This window comes from Parabacteroides sp. ASF519, from assembly GCF_000364265.2.
Classification (GTDB): domain Bacteria; phylum Bacteroidota; class Bacteroidia; order Bacteroidales; family Tannerellaceae; genus Parabacteroides; species Parabacteroides goldsteinii.
Window position 1 is genome coordinate 6,279,493 of record NZ_AQFV02000006.1, and the last position, 17,602, is coordinate 6,297,094.

The following is a 17,602-nucleotide window of genomic DNA, read 5'->3' on the forward strand; positions in this document are numbered from 1 at the left end:
ATTAATAAAATTATAATTCAAGCGGTATCAGAAACTTTGCATGTCACACAGCCTCTTATAATAGCCTTTCAAATCCAGCAGTTCTTCATGACGGCCACGTTCAACGATCTCGCCTTCATGCATCACACAGATCTCGTCTGCATTACGAATCGTGGAAAGACGGTGGGCAATAACGATCGTAGTACGGTTACGCATCAGGTTTTCCAATGCTTCCTGCACCAGGCGTTCCGATTCCGTATCCAATGCGGAGGTTGCCTCGTCGAGGATCAGGATCGGCGGGTTTTTCAGGATGGCACGGGCGATACTGATACGCTGACGCTGTCCGCCGGAAAGTTTGCCGCCCCGGTCACCGATATTGGTATTATAACCGTCTTCGCTCGCCATGATAAACTCATGCGCATTTGCGATACGCGCGGCTTCCTTCACCTGTTCCAATGTCGCTCCTTCCACTCCGAAAGAGATATTATTGAAGAAGGTATCATTGAAGAGGATGGCTTCCTGATTCACATTACCCATCAGGCCGCGCAAATCGTAGAGGGAGGCATCGCGGATATCCGTTCCGTCAATCGTAATGCTCCCCTTATCCACGTCATAAAAACGGGGCAGCAGATCCACCAGCGTACTTTTACCGGAACCGGACTGGCCAACCAATGCGACGGTCTTTCCCTTAGGGATTACCAGGTCAACACCTTTCAACACCCAGTCATGCTGGTATTTAAACCAAATATTGTTATATCGTATTTCCTTATTCAATTCTATCTTCTTAGGATCAGCCGGATCATTGATATTACTTTCGGCTTTCAAGATCTTATCGATACGATCCATAGAGGCCAGTCCTTTCTGGATGGCATAAACAGACTTACTTAAATCTTTCGCCGGATTAATAATACTGTAAAAGATAACCAGGTAATAAATAAATGTAGAGGCATCGATCGTGCTATGGTTACTCAGGATAAGCGTACCTCCATACCAAAGAACGATGGCGATAGTAGCCGTTCCCAGAAACTCACTCATCGGGTGCGCCATCTGCTGCCGGCGATAGATACGGATGGTGGTCCGACGGAACCGGTCATTACTGTTCTCGAAACGAGCCTGTATTTTCTTCTCGGCATTGAATGCTTTGATAATGCGCAAGCCGCCTAAAGTCTCTTCGATCTGGCTCATCAAGCCGCCCCATTGTTGCTGGCCTTCCAGCGATTTACGTTTCAGTTTCTTCCCTACCTGTCCCATCACATAGCCCGCCAAAGGCAACAGTACAAGGACGAAAACAGTCAGCTGCCAACTGATAACGATCATACCGATCAGATAAATAATGATCAGGATCGGATTCTTGAACAACATATCAAGGGAACTCATGATGGAGGTCTCCACCTCGTTCACATCGCCGGAGACACGGGCAATGATGTCCCCCTTGCGCTCTTCCGAGAAAAATCCCAGGGGCAGTTCGGTTATTTTCCTGTTGATCTGGTTACGGATATCACGTACAACCCCTGTACGGATAGGGATCATCGTAAAAAAAGCCATGTACATCGTACCCACTTTCAGGAACGTAGAGATAATAAGGAAAGCACCTAAAACGATCAGTGTAAATGAGCCTCCTTCTTTTTCAATCAGGTCGCTGACAAACCAGAAGAAATTGTTCTTTATCAGTTCGGGAGTACCTTTCCAGCTTTCCCAGGTCCAGGGATCAAACACCCAGGCTTTATAAGAATAAACATCATCATTCAGTTTGAACAATATATTCAATATCGGAATAATCAGGGCAAAAGAGAACAGATTCAGTATGGCGGATAAAATATTGAACACAATGTTCGACACCATATACTTCTTATAAGGAGGCACAAAACGCCGTAATATGCGTATGAAATCTTTCATGTTTATTTAGTTCGATTGGATTTGGCGCGCAAGTTACTCATAAAAAACAGGCGGTGCAACGTTTCGACTTATGTTTGCATCAATTAGATATGGATGTAAATACAATTAAAACCATATGAATATGAACAGAACAAACCATTTCTTCCTGACCTTTACAAATAAAATATTGGCAGGATTATTAAGCCTGTTAGGCTTTTCACTGGCTGCATGCGACAAAATAGGGGCAGACGAATACGGATGTCCCTATGCCGATTATGAAATCAAAGGGAAAGTAGTCGATGAGAACGGGAAAGCCATCAACGGCATACAAGTTATTATTCCCGACCCTTTTGGTAATGAAGAATATACGCATCGGGATACGCTGATCACGAACAGTGCCGGAGAGTTCGTCGCACGACCGGTTGTCACCACTTTTGGCACGGATATCACTTTCAAAATCACAACAAAAGATATCGATGGCACCGATAACGGAGGAGCATTTGAAGAAACAATCACGGAAGTAGCTTTCAAAAAAGAAGACCTGACAGGAGGAAACGGCGAATGGAATTATGGTAATGCACAAAAGAACGTAACTATCAAAATGAAGCAGGCTGTGGAAAACAAAGAATAAGTAAAAACAAATATCCAGACTTATACAACCGCCGATGCAGTATTTTTCGTACTTTTGTATTTAATCATATGTAATCTATCAGTTAATAACAAAACAACGCAAGTTATATGAAAAGGTTCTATCCTCATTTTTTGAACAGTATGAACTGGGTATTAGCCGGTTTACTCACCTTACTAGGTTTCTCTTGTTCCGATTCGGATGATGATGGGGGAGGTCAGGTAGAAGAATACGGCTGCCCACATGCTAATTACGAGATCAAAGGGAAAGTGGTAAACAGACAGAACAACCCGATCCCCAATATACAAATCGCCATCAGCGATTCGGTTCCCGACCGTCAAATGCCCAGCGATACCATCTACACCGACGCAAAGGGAGAATTCCTTTGGGAAACCGGAGAATTCCCCGGGGCAACATTCAAACTTATCACGACAGATATTGACAAAGATAAAAACGGCGGTCAGTTTGCAGCCGATACCTCTTTTGTTTCCTTTAAAAACGCCGTCTATGAAAATGGCAGCGGTTGGTACGAGGGAAAAGCCAAACAAGAGATTACAATCACTATGAACGAACAGATTAACACGGAAGAATAATGGATAAACGCCCCGGATTTCGTAAACGCATCGCTCTGGAACTCTTCCGCAGTATCCGAAGAAACAGGGCCAAGCTACACGAACTACGCACACTCTTTTGGGAATGTACGCTTCGTTGCAATGCATCCTGCCGTCATTGCGGCAGCGACTGCCATGTATCGGCTGGCATGAAGGATATGCCGGTGGAAGATTTTCTGAAAGTTATAGACGATATTACTCCCCATGTCAATCCTAATAAAGTATTGGTAATTTTTACCGGAGGAGAGGCTTTGGTGCGCAAAGACATCGAAACCTGCGGAATGGAACTTTACCGCCGGGGATATCCCTGGGGAATCGTTTCCAACGGATTGCTGATGACACGCGAACGGCTGGACGCGCTGCTGGCCTCCGGCATGCATTCGGCAACCATCAGTCTCGACGGCTTCGAAGAAGCACATAACTGGTTGCGCCGTCATCCGAAAAGTTTCGAGAATGCAGTCAACGCCATCTGCATGCTGGCGGAAGAGAAAGAGATTGTCTGGGATGTGGTGACTTGCGTAAACCAAAAGAATTTCAAAGACCTGAAACTCTTCAAGGAATTCCTGACGGAAATGGGAGTAAAACGGTGGCGTCTGTTCACCATCTTCCCCGTCGGACGGGCCGCCGAAGAAACCGACCTGCAACTGACCAACGAACAGTTCACCTGGATGCTCAACTTCATCCGCTACTGCCGGCAGGAAGGAAAGATACACACCAGCTACGGTTGCGAAGGGTTCCTCGGAAACTACGAAGCCGAAGTGCGCGACTCCATTTTCCAGTGCAATGCCGGAATCAGTACGGCTTCGGTGCTGGCAGACGGTTCCATTTCCGGTTGTCCGAGCATTCGTGCCAATTTCCATCAGGGGAATATCTACAAAGATAAATTCATCGACATCTGGAACAACGAATTCAAACCGTACCGCAACCGTGAATGGACACGCAAAGGGCAATGTGCCGACTGTAAAATGTTCCGCTATTGCGAAGGCAACGGCATGCATCTGTACGACGATAACGGCAATCTGTTGTTCTGTCATTATAATCGGATAAAGTAATTGCGTACAATATCCCATCTTTTTCCTATCTTTATCCCCCGAATAAACTTCTAAAAGAATTTATACATGAAAAACTCTCTTATTCTCTGTGCCCTGCTAACGCTAGGCCCGGTTTGTTACGCACAGCAATCGAACATCACCGATTACACCGAACTGACCGACACCAAGCCACACGATAGTGAGGCTGTATGGAATAAAATAACAACGCCTACCCAACTCAGCTGGGCGAGCACGGACGTTCGTTATCCGAAACTCAGTATCCCAACCGTTACAAAAACTTCCCGCTGGCAGACGAAAGCCTGGAAAGGAGAACGCGTAAACGCCCAGGCCGTACTGTGGACAACCAACGACCTATCGGACGCAACCATTACCGTCAGCGAATTGAAAAACGGTTCATCCGTTATCCCGGCTTCCAACGTCACCACCAATTTCGTGCGTTACGTAATGACCGACGAATTGAACAAAGAACGTACAGGCGGTTGCGGTGTACGTGAAAACAAGGCGGAATGGGATTCTTCCGTTGTTGCCGACGTGTTGGATATCGTAAAGATGCGCGACGTCGCCGCCCGTACGACACAACCTATCTGGATGAATGTATGGGTACCGTCCGACGCACGTCCCGGAAAATATAAAGGAACACTGACCGTTTCAGGCGAAAACTTCCAACCGATGAAGTTACAGGTGGAAATAGACGTACTGAACCGTACCTTGCCGGAACCGAAAGACTGGAAATTCCATCTGGACTTGTGGCAGAACCCGTACTCCGTGGCCCGTTACTATAATGTGCCTCTTTGGAGCAAAGAGCATTTCGATGCCATGCGCCCGATCATGAAGATGCTGGCCAACGCCGGACAGCGTGCCATCACCACCAGCATCATGCACAAACCCTGGGCGGGACAGACCGAAGATCATTTCGACAGCATGGTGTTCCGCATGAAGAAACTCGACGGCAGTTGGGAATATGACTACACTGTTTTCGACAAATGGGTAGATTTCATGATGAACGATATTGGCATCAACGACCTGATCAGCTGCTACACCATGATCCCGTGGGCATTGAGTTTCGACTATTACGACCAGGCCACCAACCGCATCCAGTTCATCGAAGCCAAACCGGGCGATGCAGCTTATGCAGACTACTGGGGCAGTTTCCTGAAAGATTTCTCCCGCCACCTGCGTGCAAAAGGTTGGTTCGAAAAGACTGCTATCTCTATGGACGAACGTCCGTTGGAAGCCATGCAAGAGGCTATCAAAGTAATCAAGCAGGCTGACCCGGAATTTAAGATCACGCTGGCCGGTAACTATCATAAAGAGATACAAGGCGACCTGTATTACCTGAGTATTCCGTACGGCCACAAATTTCCGGAAGATGTGAAAGCCGAACGCGACCGCAAAGGCCAGATCAGCACGGTTTATACCTGTTGTTCGGAAGCATTCCCGAACACCTTCACCTTCTCCAACCCGGCAGAAGCTCCCTGGACGATCCTGCACGCCGTTGCCGGTGGTTACGACGGTTACCTGCGTTGGGCAGTCAACAGCTGGACAAAAGATCCGTTGCGCGACTCCCGTTTCCGCACCTGGGCAGCCGGCGATACATACAGTATCTACCCGGGTCCCCGCAGCAGTATCCGTTTCGAACGCCTGGTAGAAGGCCTCCAGGACGCTGAAAAAATCCGCATCCTCTGCGAAGAACTGAAGGGCAGCAAACTGGATAAGCTGAATAAAACGGTTGCCATGTTTACTCCGGAAGGACTGGCTGAGACACAGAAGTCGGCAACGGAGATGGTGAATGAGTTGAATAAAGTGCTGAATTCGTTCTGATAAAGCACTAACATATACAGAAAAGAAGGTGTCTGAAAAGGATACCTTCTTTTTTTGTTATATTTCAGTAAGATTTTTCTCAATACACAAGAATCAAGAACATAGGTAAACAATTGAAAAGAAACCTCGGACTATTATACAAATATACCCAACATGCGTGGGACGAAGGTATACTGGAAATACAAATGGCTTGCGGAGTCTATTCCGTACAGGATTCCATCCAAAAGAAAGAACGGTTAGAGATGAATGCTTCCTTGGGAAAACATTTACAATTCCTTGCCCAAATGGCATCCGCCAGTTCGGTTGTAAGAAAGATGCACGCGGAATATACCCGCCATTTTATCAATGTGGAATATCTTTTGAAGCAATTTTCTAAAGACAAAAAAAGCTCCGACAAGTGAAAGTGACCTTCCGAGGCCTAAAAGACGAACTTTAAATAGTGAAAAGCCTCCTTTTAGGCCTAAAAGACCTATTTCAAACAGTGAAAAACGGTTTCTTAGGCCTAAAAAGGCAACTTTAAACGGTGAAAACACACCTTTTAGGCCTAAAAAGTCTACTTTCACCATTTGAACGGTATTTTTTAGACCTAAAAGACTTTTTATGTGAAATAAAAGCCATATTCCCACTATCTTTGAAAATTAATGCTTACATTGCCATTCATTTAACAACCTTTAAAATCGAAATCATGGGAACATACACAAAAATTAAGACTATTCCGCTTTCCATTTTCAACAACGCCGAATACCTGGCCTTCCTCAACTCCGTGTTGAACCTCGTCCCCGCTCCGACCGGCGGCGGCGACCGTCCCGAAATCGAGTCGCTCGACACCGACGTACGGACAAACGGCTCGCCCGATATCGGACTGTCGGCACAGTTTGTGCAAAAAATGGAAAACGACGTCATGCTCCTGGCCGACACGGTCGACGAAAGCCGCATCGCACAGGAAACGGAGCAGGCCGCCGTTCACGAAGCCAACCGCGACAACCTGGTCATCTACATCACCACCCGCATTTCGCGCGCCGGTACCCTGCCGCTCGAAGCCGAACGTGATGCCGGAAAGTTTCTCTATAAGGTGATCAAACCGTACATCGGCATCGCCCGCCTGCCGGTAGCACAGGAAACAGCCAAAATACAAGGCCTGCTGATCGACCTGCGGAAGGACGAAAACGCGACCTACGTCACCACCCTCGGACTGGAAGCCTACCTGGCCGAACTCGAAAAGGAAAACAACGCCTACATCGCACTCACCTCGGCGAGAACACAGAGCCGCGCCGCCAATAAAAAGGACAACAGCGCAACAATCCGTCAGCGTCTCGACAGCCAGTACGACGACCTGGTGATGCTGGCACAGTCGTTCAGCGTAGCCCAGCCGTCGGCCGCAGCAACGACATTTGTCAGCAACCTGAACCAGCTGATCTCAGAAACCGTCACCGCTTTCAACCAACGAAAGAAAGGTTCCGGCCCGGCAGGTGAAGGCGGAGGCGGAAGTAGCGACCGCCCGGAAATCGAATAAGTCAATCGGAGAAAAAACGAAAAAGGGAGGTGATTACTTCCCTTTTTTCATTTGATCCAAATAGAGTTTGATATCCGGCATCTGGAGCCGCCTTGTTTCGGCCTTCTCCTGCTTCAGGAGTTGCTCGATATCCAACGTTTCTTCTATGACGTCATCAAATCTTGCCAACAAATCTTCCCGTTGCTCTTCCGTGAGATTCGTCCCGCAGATACGCAGCAGATACCTTCGCAAGATTGCTTTTGTCTTCTCCGGATTACGACAATGCTTCATATACAGCGCCTGTTTCAATTCAAATGAAAGCTCCGGGTTCTCGGTATTTGCCAGGTCTTTCCATAAAGCTTCTTCTTCGTATACCATCGCTTTATAACGGCTCAGGTTCTCCTGGTCGAGGAAAGTGATATAGGTAATCAGTTTTTTGTCGAACCGAACCAACGACAAACCCTGTTTGGAGATCATGAAGCCTTTCTCTTCCATTTCCTTTTCAGTCCACTTTTCAGGCAGGTAATAGGTCAGCGTTTTGTCCTGATTATATATCATATAATATATAGCCGGATGTATGCCACGCAGGTTGATCCCGTTGTATTCGAGATACCGCTCTTTGTAACGTGTCAGGAAATGGGCCGAAAGCCTCTCCAGCACAAAGTCTTCCATATTATTAATGAATAGATAATCGACCGCGTTGTCCCGGTACAAAGGGATATAAACGATACAGCCGGCTATAAACTCATCTGCAGCGGTATAGCTGGTATTAATAAAAACGACATGCCAGGTATTTTTCGATTTGGTCAATACGTTTTTTTCTTCAATCAGCGAATGGAGGACTCTCTTCTCCCCTCTGCGCAAACGAAGGCGGTTTATAAACTGTTCGAAAGCGATCTTCACTTTCATGCGTATCTCCAGAAAGTCGCGGTAGGCAACGGCCTGCAGTTCGTCCTCAGTCATATGTGATGTAAACATAGCAGTAAAGTTTAATATTAACGATGGGTAAAAGTACGAATATAAATTCACTAAAGATGTAAATCCTCAATCATTCAACGGCATGGAGCCTTTACTTCTCCGAAACATATAAATGACACGCAGACGAAACGGATTGAAGCTAATTTATAATATCCAAATAAGTCAAGGCCTTGTTCGTATACAGAATTATAACTTTCCCAAAAGCGGTCACTAACTACAACCGGCTTTTTAGGAGCGCCGCTTTCCATTGTTCAAATTTTTGGAATCCTTCATCTAAAGAAGTAAACATTCCCTGCTCAATTTCATGGATATGTTTCCAAAATTCTTCCTGAGAAACTTGAAGCGGTACATTCGGATTCCATTTATCGGAATTCCGGCATACACAAGACTTATCTTTCTGAGTTGATAAATCACGATCTGATGAAAAATGATTAATTTTTGTCATAGTCAAAACTGTTTATTATATTAGAATGCGATAAAGATAGATATTCTTCCCCGAATAAAAGACATTTGATAAAAGGAATAACCATAAAAAAAGAGATACCGTTATAGCATCTCTTTTTTTATCTTATTTCTCGCGAATAAATACATTAATCGGTGTCCCTGTAAAATCCCAGTTCTCCCTGATCTTATTTTCCAGGAAACGTTTGTAAGGATCTTTGATCCACTGCGGCAGGTTGGCAAAGAAAACGAAGGAAGGAACAGAGCCTGCGGGCAGCTGGGTGATGTATTTGATCTTGATATACTTTCCTTTCCATGCGGGAGGCGGATAGTTCTCGATGATCGGCAACATGATCTCGTTCAGCTTGGCTGTCGGGATGCGTTTCTTACGGTTGTCGTATACTTCTTTGGCTGTTTCGAGCACTTTCAGGATACGCTGCTTGGTCAATGCCGAAATGAACAGGATAGGGAAATCTGTAAACGGCGCCAGACGTTCGCGGATCGCATTCGTATAGCTGTCGATCACCTTCTGGCCTTTATCTTCTACCAAATCCCATTTGTTCACACAAACGACCAGCCCCTTCTTATTCTTCTGCACCAAAGAGAAAATATTCAAATCCTGGCTTTCGATACCGCGGGTAGCATCTACCATCAGTACACAGACATCGGAATTCTCAATTGCACGAATCGAACGGATCACCGAATAATATTCCAGGTCTTCGTTCACCTTTCCCTTCTTACGGATACCGGCTGTATCCACCAGATAGAAATTCAGGCCGAATTTATTGTATTTGGTATAGATAGAATCGCGGGTAGTTCCGGCAATATCCGTTACGATATGACGGTCTTCACCGATAAACGCATTGATCAAAGACGATTTTCCGGCATTCGGACGACCGATAACGGCAATACGGGGCAACTCTTCTTCCAATTCTTCATTTTTTTCTTCCGGAAGGATCTCGATGATCTTATCCAGCAAGTCGCCGGAATTGGAACCGTTGATAGCCGACACACAGAAAGGATCGCCCAAACCGAACGAATAGAATTCGGCAGCCTCGGCATGCATCTCAAAGTTATCCGCTTTGTTTGCCACCACGATAACCGGCTTTTTATTACGGCGCAGTATCTTGGCCACTTCGATGTCCAGGTCCGTGATACCATTCAATACATCCACCACAAACAAGATCACGTCTGCTTCATCCAAAGCGACCTGTACCTGCTTATTTATCTCTTCTTCGAAAACATCATCCGAATTAATTACCCATCCGCCGGTGTCGACCAGCGAAAACTCTTTACCGGTCCAGTCCACTTTACCGTACTGACGGTCGCGGGTAGTCCCTGCTTCCTCGTTCACGATGGCCTGACGCGATTGGGTCAGACGGTTGAACAGGGTGGACTTTCCTACGTTGGGCCTACCAACAATTGCTACAATATTTCCCATAAATTTCTTTTCTGTGCGCTGTTTTTAATCCAGCTGATAACCAAAATTCTTCAACAGGTTATCCCGGTTACGCCAGTCTTTTTCAACCTTGACGAACATTTCCAGGAATACCTTCTTCTCAAAGAAGCGTTCAATATCCTTACGGGCCATCGCACCGACTTTCTTCAGTGCCTGTCCCCTATGCCCGATGATAATCCCTTTCTGGGAATCCCGTTCCACAATAATGAGCGCCTTGATGTGAATCATTTCTTCTTCTTCCTTAAACAGCTCAACAACGACTTCCACCGCATACGGTATCTCCTTCTGATAATACAGGAGTATCTTCTCACGAATAATCTCCGTAACGAAGAAGCGGGCCGGCTTATCGGTAAGCGCGTCTTTTTCAAAATAAGGGGGAGACTCGGGCATCAAATCCTCCACCCTATGCTTCACATAATCAATATTAAAGTTCGAAAGTGCGGAAATCGGAATGATCTCAGCCTTCGGAAGAACCTCTTTCCAATGGGCTACCATCTTTTCCAGTTCGGCCTGGTTGCTCGTGTCGATCTTGTTGATCAGCAGCAGCACCGGACATTCCACCGTTTTCACCCGTTGAAGGAACTCTTCATTTTTATCGATTGTCTCAACGACATCGGTCACATAGAGCAACACGTCGGCATCTCCTAAAGCCGACTCCGAAAAATTCAGCATAGACTCCTGCAACTTGTAATTCGGATGCAGGACTCCCGGCGTGTCTGAATACACGATCTGCATATCGTCGGTATTCACAATCCCCATGATACGATGACGGGTAGTCTGCGCTTTCGACGTGATGATGGAGATACGTTCCCCCACCAGACGGTTCATCAGCGTGGACTTCCCCACATTAGGATTACCGACAATATTAACAAAGCCGGACTTATGCTTGTTTTCCATTATAACCCCATTTAAGATAAATTGCACCCCAGGTAAAGCCTGCACCGAATGCTGCCAGAATCAGGTTATCCCCTTTCTTCAGCTTGTCTTCCCACTCCCAAAGACAGATAGGAATAGTACCGGCACTGGTATTACCATATTTCTGGATATTGATCATTACCTTCTCCATATCCACACCCAGACGTTTAGCCGTCGCATCGATAATACGCAGATTAGCCTGGTGAGGCACGATCCATGTAATATCGTCGTGGGTCAGTTTATTTCGTTCCGCTATTTCGGCAGCCACATCGGCCATATACGAAACAGCATACTTAAAGACATATTTGCCATCCTGCAAAACAAAATGTTCCCGTTTATCCACGGTCTCATGACTGGAAGGATAAGCCGAACCACCTGACTTCATAATCAGATGAGAATAGCCTACACCGTCAGTACGCAGAATCGTGTCGAGAACGCCGACTTCTTCCGTAGTCGGTTCCAGTAAAACCGCACCGCAGGCATCCCCGAACAAAGGACAGGTAGAACGATCCTGATAATCGGTAATCGAGGTCATCTTATCACCGGCAACAACAATCACTTTCTTATAGCGTCCCGAACGAATATAATTCGCACCTGTTTCCAACCCATATAAGAATCCGGCACAAGCTCCCTGCAAATCGAAAGTCATTGCATTCTTACAGCCGGTATGATAGGCGATGATTGAAGACATGGTAGGAAAGTGATGGTCTGCCGTTGTTGTAGCTGACAGAATCACTTCGATCTCTTCCGGATTTACTTGTGTTTTTTCGAGTAACTGCTTCACAGCACGTATACCCATGTAAGAGGTACCTACCCCTTCACCTTTCAAAATTCTGCGTTCTTTGATGCCAACACGTGTCATGATCCATTCGTCAGTCGTATCGACCAATTTGGAGATGTCCTCATTTGTCAACACGTCTTCCGGAACGTATCCGCCTACACCTGTTATAACCGCATTTAATTTATCCATAATTAAAAAAATAAAGAGACTCTATATCCCAATTAAAAAATTAGCCCTAAAAATATTTTTAGGGCTATTTCTTTCGTTTATCAGACTCAATATGATCGTGACAAACTTACACAGCTGCTTCTTTTACGATAGCTAATTTACCTCTGTAGTAGCCGCATTCGCCGCATACAGTGTGATAAATATGCCATGCGCCGCAGTTCGGGCAAATAGCCATTGTTGGAGCGACAGCCTTGTCATGAGTTCTTCTCTTGGCTGTTCTTGTCTTACCTTGTCTTCTTTTAGGATGTGCCATGTTTTAATTTATTTAATTGTTATCATTCTCTATTAAACCTTTCAGGGCATCCCAGCGAGGATCAGAATTACCGCTTACGTCATCATCCATGGATATATCTTCCACTTCGTCTTCTTCGTAATCATCATCTCCGTCATCTGTACTTTTAGCAGTGTGCTTCTTCAGCTTCGTCGACATCGCTTTATTACATTTTCCCGGAGCATGTACATGCTTCATCGGTACTGCCAATGCAATAAACTCATAAAGGAACCATGCCAAATTAATCGCACCTTCCTCTTCTGGTATTACTACCACCTCGTCGCTCTCTTCGGCATATTCTTTACCGAATTTCACTACCAAGCGATTATGTGTATCAACCGGAATCTCCATATCGTCCAGACATCTGTCACACGGAACGATCGCTACACCTTCAATCTGAAAGTTCATTTCAAAAGCCACTGACGTACGCTTCACTGTCAGGTGAACCTTGACTTTGCCCTTCTGGACTTCGTCTCCGTCAATGTCCACAAAAAACTTGTTCTCCAGTAAATACTCGAATTCGTGCACTCCTGGAGCGAGATTTTTCAAATCTACGTTATATAATTTAAATTTTCCCAAAGCCTTTTAGTGTAAAAACCTTGCAAAGGTACGAAAAAACTAAACACAAATGCAATACCTATGCAGTTATTTTTTATTATTGAATTATTTAGCCTCTATATTTACGAAGCTCTATACGAAATGTCGTGCCTTTTCCGACCTCCGAGTTCTTTACGAATATCTTGCCGCCATGGTAGGACTCTATGATACGTTTGACCAGAGATAGCCCGAGTCCCCATCCGCGCTTCTTAGTCGTATAGCCGGGATTGAAGACAGTCTTATATTTTGATTTGGGAATCCCCTTTCCTGAATCCGTAATATCTATCCGCACAGTCTTGTCACGTTCTTCCACCTGGAACGTTATTTCACCCTGGCCTTCCATAGCATCCACAGCATTTTTTGTCAGGTTTTCAATAACCCAGGCAAACAGTGAATCATTCATTAAAACCAATACGGGATTATCCGGAAGATGAGTATATATCTTCACCTTGGCAGAAATGCGTGTTTCCATATAATTTAAGGCCGTACGAATCGAATTGCTGATATTTACCGGTGTCGGATCGGGATTTGATCCAATCTTCGAGAAACGTTCCGCAATCATCTCCAAACGCTTCACATCTTTTTCCATTTCACCCAGGAGGGACGGATCGATTTCTTTTGTACGAAGATATTCCACCCAGGCGATTAAGGAAGAGATAGGAGTTCCTAGCTGATGGGCTGTCTCCTTCGATAATCCGACCCATACTTTATTCTGTTCTGCCTTCTTCGTACTGGCAAGAGCCAGGAAGGCGATCAGGATAAATATGAAAACGACTGTCAACTGGGCATAAGGATAGATAAGCAGCCTTTTCAGGATAATAGAATCGTCGTAGTATAAATACTGGAAGGTTCCATCCTGCATATCGATCAGGATAGGAGGGTTCTTGCTTTTTAATTCCCGTACTTTATTTTTCAGAAACAAGTCTGAATCCTTTTCCGGAAGGTCGATATTCTTCTCTGCAATTACACTATCCTTCTCATTACACCATAAAACGGGTATTGTGGTGTTACTCTCCAGAATCTTCAGAATAAGAGCCATATTTGAACCATTGGTTTCGGTAGCAATCATACGTTGCGCTTCCGCCCAAATCTCGACCTTCTGGCGTTCTTCCTGCGCTAAACTCTTTACAAGCTTATCAGAGACAAACACTGAAACGATCGCGATCAATGTGGCTATTAAAATGAAAAGATATTTCAGCCGTTGCCGGGAATCATATATACTGCTCATAATCTAAAATTCATACTCAATGTATATTAGAACGGGAAATAAGATACATTATTATAAGAGAGATGTTAAATCAGGAAGAATAAAAACGAAAAGAAGCTATAAACGCAAAAAGGAGTCCACTCTATCGAATGAACTCCTTTTATCTAAAACGGCGGCTATCTACTCTCCCACTTTTACGCAGTACCATCGACGTGGTTGGGCTTAACTTCTCTGTTCGGAATGGGAAGAGGTGGATCCCCAACGCTATAACCACCTTAATACCTTTTAAGATGTTTGACCTAGACAACGCTACTCTTTCAGTAACCTTCGCTTTGTTAGTATCTCTACTAACCCTGCTGATATATCAATCCTTCCTTCCGGAAATAGAAAGTCTCGGGCTATTAGTACTACTCGGCTTCGACATTACTGCCCTTACACCTGTAGCCTATCAACGTCGTAGTCTACAACGACCCTCAGGGAGATCTTATCTTGAGGCTGGCTTCGTACTTAGATGCTTTCAGCACTTATCCAATCCAGACTTAGATACCCGGCGGTGCACCTGGCGGTACAACCGGTAAACCAGAGGTCTGTCCAACACGGTCCTCTCGTACTAGTGTCAGAGCCACTCAAATCTCCTACGCCCACGATAGATAGAGACCGAACTGTCTCACGACGTTCTGAACCCAGCTCGCGTGCCACTTTAATGGGCGAACAGCCCAACCCTTGGGACCTTCTCCAGCCCCAGGATGTGACGAGCCGACATCGAGGTGCCAAACCGCTCCGTCGATATGAGCTCTTGGGAGCGATCAGCCTGTTATCCCCGGAGTACCTTTTATCCTTTGAGCGATGGCCCTTCCATGCGGAACCACCGGATCACTATGCTCTAGTTTCCTACCTGATCGAGTTGTATCTCTCCCAGTCAAGCACCCTTATGCCATTACACTCTACGACCGGTTACCAATCGGTCTGAGGGTACCTTTAGAAGCCTCCGTTACTCTTTTGGAGGCGACCACCCCAGTCAAACTACCCACCATACAGTGTCCTCGTTTCCACGAGTTAGAACTCAAACAACCAAAGGGCCGTATTTCAACGGCGACTCCACCGACACTGGCGTGCCTGCTTCGCAGTCTCCGGCCTATCCTACACATTAGTTGCCCAAATTCAATGTAAAGCTATAGTAAAGGTTCACGGGGTCTTTTCGTCCCATCGCGGGTAATCGGCATCTTCACCGATACTACAATTTCACCGAGCTCACGGTTGAGACAGTGTCCAGATCATTACACCATTCGTGCAGGTCGGAACTTACCCGACAAGGAATTTCGCTACCTTAGGACCGTTATAGTTACGGCCGCCGTTTACTGGGGCTTCAATTCAAACCTTCTCTTGCGATGAGCTCTCCTCTTAACCTTCCAGCACCGGGCAGGTGTCAGGCTGTATACTTCATATTTCTATTTCGCACAGCCATGTGTTTTTGTTAAACAGTTGCCTGGACCTATTCTCTGCGCCCCGCCATCGCTGACAGGGACCCTTTATCCCGAAGTTACAGGGTCAATTTGCCTAGTTCCTTAACCGTGAATCACTCGAGCGCCTCAGTATTCTCAACCCAACTACGTGTGTCCGTTTACGGTACGGGTACTCTATAGATATGCTTAGCGGATTTTCTAGGGAGCCTGTTTACATCCATATTGCCTTGTACAAGTACTCGGCATACTCTCAGGTTCGACTCTCACGGCGGATTTGCCTACCGCGATCAACGTCTACACCCTTTAACCAACTATTCCGTCAGTTGGCAGGACTGTCACTTCTCCGTCTCCACATCGCTCTATAAAGTAGTATGGGAATATTAAACCATTCTTCCATCGGAATCGCCGTTCGGCTTATCCTTAGGTCCCGACTTACCCTGATCCGATTAACGTTGATCAGGAAACCTTAGTCTTTCGGCGAGGAAGTTTCTCACTTCCTTTATCGTTACTTATACCTACATTTGCTTTTCCAGCTACTCCAGCAAGGGTTATCCCTCACCTTCAACGCCACTGGAATGCTCCCCTACCATCCATTACTCTGGATCCATAGCTTCGGTAAACAGTTTATGCCCGAGTATTATCCACGCCAAACTCCTCGACTAGTGAGCTGTTACGCACTCTTTAAATGAATGGCTGCTTCCAAGCCAACATCCTAGCTGTCTCTGCAGTCTGACTTCGTTAGTTCAACTTAACTGTTATTTGGGGACCTTAGCTGATGGTCTGGATTCTTCTCCTCTCGGACGCGGACCTTAGCACCCGCGCCCTCACTCCTTATCAATATATAGCACGCATTCGGAGTTTATCTGGACTTGATAGGCGGTGAAGCCCTCGCATCCAATCAGTCGCTCTACCTCATGCTATACTAAATAAAGGCTGCACCTAAATGCATTTCGGGGAGTACGAGCTATCTCCAAGTTTGATTAGCCTTTCACCCCTACCCACAGTTCATCCGAAAGCTTTTCAACGCTTACCGGTTCGGTCCTCCAGTTAGTGTTACCTAACCTTCAACCTGACCATGGGTAGATCACTTGGTTTCGCGTCTACTCCCTCCGACTATGTCGCCCTGTTCAGACTCGCTTTCGCTTCGGCTCCGTATCTGAAATACTTAACCTTGCCGGAGAAAGTAACTCGTAGGTTCATTATGCAAAAGGCACGCCGTCACAACTTACGTTGCTCCGACCGCTTGTAGGCAGACGGGTTCAGGGTCTATTTCACTCCTCTGTTCGAGGTTCTTTTCACCTTTCCCTCACGGTACTGGTTCGCTATCGGTCTCTCGGGAGTATTTAGCCTTACGGGATGGGCCCCGCTAATTCACACAGAATTTCTCGTGCTCCGCGCTACTCAGGATACCACTAGGCTTCGTTAGAAAGTCGTGTACGGGATTTTCACCCTCTACGATCACTTTTTCCAAAGTGTTCCACTTTCCTAAGTTCTTGCCACAGCGTGGTCCTACAACCCCGGTATTGCCTAAACAATACCGGTTTGGGCTCTTCCGCGTTCGCTCGCCACTACTTGCGGAATCATTCTTATTTTCTCCTCCTATGGGTACTTAGATGTTTCAGTTCCCCACGTTCGCCTCCCTTACGGGATGACAGGCCTTCAACCTGCCGGGTTGCCCCATTCGGAAATCTGAGGATCAAAGATTATTTGCATCTCCCCCCAGCTTATCGCAGCTTATCACGTCCTTCGTCGCCTCCGAGAGCCAAGGCATCCACCGTCTGCCCTTGCTTACTTTCTTATTTCC

The 17,602-nt window shown here is 46.0% G+C and carries 15 protein-coding genes and 2 rRNA genes; 5 read left to right on the plus strand and 12 right to left on the minus strand.

Annotated features, from left to right (window positions below; genetic code table 11):
* Positions 1 to 27: 27 nt before the first annotated feature.
* On the minus strand, positions 28 to 1,875 hold the full coding sequence (locus tag C825_RS25330) for an ABC transporter ATP-binding protein (RefSeq protein ID WP_010800614.1): 1,848 nt from the start codon (positions 1,873 to 1,875) through the stop codon (positions 28 to 30).
* A 121-nt stretch (positions 1,876 to 1,996) separates the two neighbouring features.
* Between C825_RS25330 and C825_RS25335 the strand changes: the two genes are divergently transcribed.
* The 4 genes from C825_RS25335 (at position 1,997) to C825_RS25350 (ending at position 5,966) form a co-directional block, all read left to right on the plus strand.
* A complete protein-coding gene (locus C825_RS25335) occupies positions 1,997 to 2,485 on the plus strand; it encodes a radical SAM-associated putative lipoprotein (RefSeq protein WP_010800615.1) in 489 nt (162 codons plus the stop codon).
* A gap of 107 nt (positions 2,486 to 2,592) precedes the next feature.
* A complete protein-coding gene (locus C825_RS25340; RefSeq protein ID WP_010800616.1) occupies positions 2,593 to 3,075 on the plus strand; it encodes a radical SAM-associated putative lipoprotein in 483 nt (160 codons plus the stop codon).
* Positions 3,075 to 4,145 carry a TIGR04133 family radical SAM/SPASM protein gene (locus C825_RS25345; protein WP_010800617.1) on the plus strand — a complete coding sequence of 357 codons (1,071 nt, stop codon included), beginning with the start codon at positions 3,075 to 3,077 and terminating at the stop codon, positions 4,143 to 4,145. Before C825_RS25340 ends, C825_RS25345 begins: the two co-directional genes overlap by 1 nt.
* A 66-nt stretch (positions 4,146 to 4,211) precedes the next feature.
* On the plus strand, positions 4,212 to 5,966 hold the full coding sequence (locus tag C825_RS25350; protein ID WP_010800618.1) for a DUF4091 domain-containing protein: 1,755 nt from the start codon (positions 4,212 to 4,214) through the stop codon (positions 5,964 to 5,966).
* Between the two features lie 266 nt (positions 5,967 to 6,232).
* Here the strand turns inward: C825_RS25350 and C825_RS25355 are convergent, their stop codons facing one another.
* On the minus strand, positions 6,233 to 6,532 hold the full coding sequence (locus C825_RS25355) for a hypothetical protein (protein WP_010800619.1): 300 nt from the start codon (positions 6,530 to 6,532) through the stop codon (positions 6,233 to 6,235).
* A gap of 119 nt (positions 6,533 to 6,651) precedes the next feature.
* Between C825_RS25355 and C825_RS25360 the strand changes: the two genes are divergently transcribed.
* Positions 6,652 to 7,479 (plus strand): DUF6261 family protein, encoded by an 828-nt coding sequence (locus tag C825_RS25360; RefSeq protein WP_010800620.1) that lies wholly within the window; start codon positions 6,652 to 6,654, stop codon positions 7,477 to 7,479.
* 33 nt (positions 7,480 to 7,512) lie between these two features.
* On the opposite strand, the gene C825_RS25365 is transcribed toward C825_RS25360, so the two are convergent.
* From C825_RS25365 to C825_RS25410, 10 genes are all read right to left on the minus strand, one after another.
* Positions 7,513 to 8,436 carry a hypothetical protein gene (locus C825_RS25365; protein WP_009859675.1) on the minus strand — a complete coding sequence of 308 codons (924 nt, stop codon included), beginning with the start codon at positions 8,434 to 8,436 and terminating at the stop codon, positions 7,513 to 7,515.
* A gap of 214 nt (positions 8,437 to 8,650) precedes the next feature.
* Positions 8,651 to 8,881 (minus strand): hypothetical protein, encoded by a 231-nt coding sequence (locus C825_RS25370; protein WP_009859677.1) that lies wholly within the window; start codon positions 8,879 to 8,881, stop codon positions 8,651 to 8,653.
* Positions 8,882 to 9,004: 123 nt separating this feature from the next.
* Positions 9,005 to 10,318, minus strand: coding sequence for a ribosome biogenesis GTPase Der (gene der, locus C825_RS25375; RefSeq protein WP_009859678.1), 1,314 nt, complete (start codon positions 10,316 to 10,318; stop codon positions 9,005 to 9,007).
* A 24-nt stretch (positions 10,319 to 10,342) separates the two neighbouring features.
* Complete coding sequence (gene era, locus C825_RS25380; RefSeq protein WP_010800621.1) at positions 10,343 to 11,233, minus strand: GTPase Era; 891 nt, start codon at positions 11,231 to 11,233, stop codon at positions 10,343 to 10,345.
* Positions 11,217 to 12,221 (minus strand): beta-ketoacyl-ACP synthase III, encoded by a 1,005-nt coding sequence (locus C825_RS25385; RefSeq protein WP_010800622.1) that lies wholly within the window; start codon positions 12,219 to 12,221, stop codon positions 11,217 to 11,219. Before C825_RS25385 ends, era begins: the two co-directional genes overlap by 17 nt.
* A 106-nt stretch (positions 12,222 to 12,327) precedes the next feature.
* On the minus strand, positions 12,328 to 12,513 hold the full coding sequence (gene rpmF, locus C825_RS25390) for a 50S ribosomal protein L32 (RefSeq protein WP_009859681.1): 186 nt from the start codon (positions 12,511 to 12,513) through the stop codon (positions 12,328 to 12,330).
* Between the two features lie 12 nt (positions 12,514 to 12,525).
* Complete coding sequence (locus tag C825_RS25395) at positions 12,526 to 13,110, minus strand: YceD family protein (protein WP_009859682.1); 585 nt, start codon at positions 13,108 to 13,110, stop codon at positions 12,526 to 12,528.
* An 88-nt stretch (positions 13,111 to 13,198) separates the two neighbouring features.
* The gene (locus C825_RS25400) at positions 13,199 to 14,356 is read right to left on the minus strand and encodes a sensor histidine kinase (protein WP_010800623.1); all 1,158 of its coding nucleotides are present in this window, start codon (positions 14,354 to 14,356) and stop codon (positions 13,199 to 13,201) included.
* A gap of 146 nt (positions 14,357 to 14,502) precedes the next feature.
* A 5S ribosomal RNA gene (rrf, locus tag C825_RS25405) occupies positions 14,503 to 14,613 on the minus strand.
* Positions 14,614 to 14,717: 104 nt separating this feature from the next.
* A 23S ribosomal RNA gene (locus C825_RS25410) occupies positions 14,718 to 17,596 on the minus strand.
* Positions 17,597 to 17,602: the final 6 nt, after the last annotated feature.